Origin of the sequence: Moraxella cuniculi DSM 21768 (assembly GCF_900156515.1) — a bacterium.
GTDB lineage: Bacteria > Pseudomonadota > Gammaproteobacteria > Pseudomonadales > Moraxellaceae > Moraxella > Moraxella cuniculi.
On sequence record NZ_FTNU01000038.1, the window covers coordinates 1 to 3,148 of the forward strand.

The window sequence follows — 3,148 nt, forward strand, 5'->3', positions numbered from 1 at the left end:
GAATCATAGTCAAAGGCAGTGTGGTGGCTTTGGTTTGTTTTGCTCTGTCCGTGTTGTCTTAACACTTCTTGGTGCAGTTCATTGGTTTGGCTGTGGCGGATTTCTTGGGTGTGGGTGTGTCCGTCTTGGTCTTTTGTTGTAATGCTTTTTTTAAAAAATAAAGGGTGCATTTTACACACCCCATAGAACTACTGCCTTTCCAATATACTTTCAATAATTGGTTGCAAATCTTCATCTGCATCATTTATTTTTTCTTTTAGAATTTCAATCTGTTCTTTGGAAAATTGCTTAAACTCTAACTCCAAAAGAGAATGTTGTTGAACTAAATCTTCTTCGGTGGTTAAAAAGACATTAAATATTATATCACGAGTAGTATCAGAAAAGTCATTATAAAATCTAGATAAAACTTTAATTATTTTAACAACCAAAAATTCGTCTAAAACCTGATGATTATCTAATTCCTCTATCAATAAATTGTAAATATCTAAATTGATATTCAATTTACCTTCAAAAAAGCAAGATAAAAAATCTATCTTGTCATCATCATTTTTTAATGACTTATATTTTTCTATAAAATTTAAAGAATTCATTGCTAACCTCATTTAATTTTGAGCTTATATGTTATTTTAGTGGTATTGTCAGGCATAGCTAGGATATCTTTATATATTCTGCTTGCTTGACCGCCGATAATTGAATTAATGCGTTCATCACCAGTTCTGGATACATCAGTTGGTAGTCCACCCACCCTCATATCTGGTTCGTGCAACCAAGCTTTGCCTTTTCCAGCACTACCCAAAGAACTAATGAAAGCATCACCTTGCTTTCTTAAATCATCGGAATAATTTCTTATTCTATTTTTTAAACCAATCATACCTTCTTGCTGAATAATTCTATTCATAGCAGATATTTGCCCTCTTATTTGCCTTCTGAGTTCTGCCATATTGGTTTTTTTGCCTGCTTTCTTTTTGTGGTTATATACTAAGCAAGCAAGACCAAACGGATCCACCCACCCCACAGGATTCGGAGCATACTGAAATACATTATTACCGCCTAATAATCCTATTGGATCTCGTTGGATAAACATTCCCACATCAGAATCATAATAACGGAAACGGTTATAATGTAGTGATGTTTCAGTATCAAAAAATTGACCTTGGAATTTTAAAGGTTGTAGCTCATCTTTGTCAATAGCAATGTTATTTAAAGATTGCTCTTGATAATAGCTTTGATAAGTGCCACCCCATGCCCACTCATAATTATACCAAACAACTTCGCCTTGTTCGTTGGTTAGTTCTTGGGGTGTCCCTAGATAGTTGTTGTGGTAATGATAGAATTAGCAAAATAAAAATTTGCGTGGTAGGCAACTACGAAACTATTTCGCTATCATCAAGCAGAGCATAATATTTTGGGTAAAGACCATCAATATCAACCATTATCCCAATCTCCAAAGCTCCGATTATATTGGTGTAGGTAAAGTGTATTGATATTTTATTTGGTGAGAAAAAAATAATATTTTCATTTTTAACAATAATTGGCGAACAATTAACTGTCTTTATTTTTTCTTTATTTAGTTCTTTATTTAAAAAAAATTCTATATTTTTAACTATTTTTTCTCTATTACTAGAAATATATTGTAAAATTAAAACATAGTCATTGTTTGATATATTATAAATAAAATAACTTATATCATCAATTATAATTCCTGTAATTATATCATCATCAATATAAGTTACATCTTTAACAATTCCTAAATTATATTTTATATTCATAGACACCCCTTACCATCTAAACCATCAATTTTTGGGTATTCAAATTTATTTTTTCCATTAACATAAGTAATTCTCATATCATTGTTTTTAGCAAAATTATCCATAGCATTATCACAGAATTCACAAGGGTTCATTCCTTTAACAGGAAAAGTTCTGCCATTACTTTTCATAAATGTTTGCTGGGAAATAATTTCTAATGTAGAACCTTTAAGCTCTGATTTAGAAAAACTATTTTCTATTGTTCTCAATAATTTTTGTTCAGCATCTTCTGTTCTCATAGGAACTGTTTTAGCTCCACTAGTAGCTTTTACTTCGAAGTTATGTGATGTACCACTAGCTAGGCTTAGCGTGGCTTTTATTCTGTTCAACCCCCACGGATCCACCCACCCCACAGGATTAGGAGCATACTGAAATACATTATTCCCACCCAAAAGCCCAATCGGATCTCTTTGGATAAACATCCCAACATCACTATCATAGTAGCGGAATCTATTGTAATGCAGTCCTGTCTCTACATCATAAAACTGACCTTGAAATCTAATGGGCTGTAAATCACTCTCAATTATAACACAATTATTTAAAGACTGCTCTTTGTAGAAGTGATTATATCGCCCACCCCAAGCATATTCATAATTCGCCCAGATGACATTCCCACAGTCATCCGTCAATTCCTGTGGTGTTCCCAAGTGATTATTGTGATAATGATAGACTTTGATTTGACTGGTATCTTGTCTGTCCTGTACCAGTCTTGACACAGGCTCAAAGCTGTCTTGGTCATAGACGGTGGTGAAGATGTGGTGGTTGGTGTATTCTTGTAGTTGTCTATTACCTTCCCACAGCATTAAGGTGGTTTGATGCTGTGTCTTTTGGGTTTTGGATAGGTGTAGTAAGGTGGTTGGATAACGAACTAACTGACCGTTTTGATTGAGTTTGTTTAATCTTTCAACCTTTGAGTTTTTGGCAATGCGTCTTCCAAAGGCATCGTAGTGGTAGCTTGTGGTGGTTCTTTGAACTTCTAAACCTGTGTCTATGATGGTGATGGTTTGTTTTAATTCATTGTTTGGGTGATAGACAAACTGAATGGATTTGCGATAGCCGATTAATCCATTTTTGGATTGAGCGATTTGATTGCCTTGTTTGTCTATGGGTACTTCTGTCTTGGTCTTGATATTGCCATGACTGTCATAGGTGTAGCTAATCTCTTTGTTTTGGGAGATGAGTTTGGTAGGTCTTTTGGTTTTGGGGTGAACATCTTGACTGTTTGGCAATGGCACTCTGTTTGATGCAGGGTCAAAGGCAAAGGTTTCAGTGTGTCCTGTGTGGGTTTGGTGGTCGGCAAGTTTGTGCTGGGTCAGTCTGCCAAGTTTATCATAGGTGTA

General features: G+C 34.7%; 4 protein-coding genes and 1 pseudogene. All 5 read right to left on the reverse strand.

Annotated elements, in window-relative coordinates; all coding sequences use genetic code 11:
• Window positions 1-188: 188 nt before the first annotated feature.
• Window positions 189-590, reverse strand: a complete 402-nt coding sequence (locus tag BW928_RS11110) for a hypothetical protein (protein WP_076556271.1) — start codon at window positions 588-590, stop codon at window positions 189-191.
• Between the two features lie 8 nt (window positions 591-598).
• On the reverse strand, window positions 599-940 hold the full coding sequence (locus BW928_RS12015) for a polymorphic toxin type 15 domain-containing protein (RefSeq protein WP_311195270.1): 342 nt from the start codon (window positions 938-940) through the stop codon (window positions 599-601).
• A 60-nt stretch (window positions 941-1,000) separates the two neighbouring features.
• Window positions 1,001-1,318 (reverse strand): annotated as a pseudogene (locus tag BW928_RS11535) (RHS repeat-associated core domain-containing protein); the annotation flags it as partial.
• A gap of 46 nt (window positions 1,319-1,364) precedes the next feature.
• The gene (locus BW928_RS11125; protein WP_076556273.1) at window positions 1,365-1,769 is read right to left on the reverse strand and encodes a hypothetical protein; all 405 of its coding nucleotides are present in this window, start codon (window positions 1,767-1,769) and stop codon (window positions 1,365-1,367) included.
• Window positions 1,766-3,148 (reverse strand): RHS repeat domain-containing protein (locus tag BW928_RS11870; protein WP_200800851.1); only part of this gene is annotated, 1,383 nt, incomplete at its 5' end. The genes BW928_RS11125 and BW928_RS11870, both read right to left, overlap by 4 nt.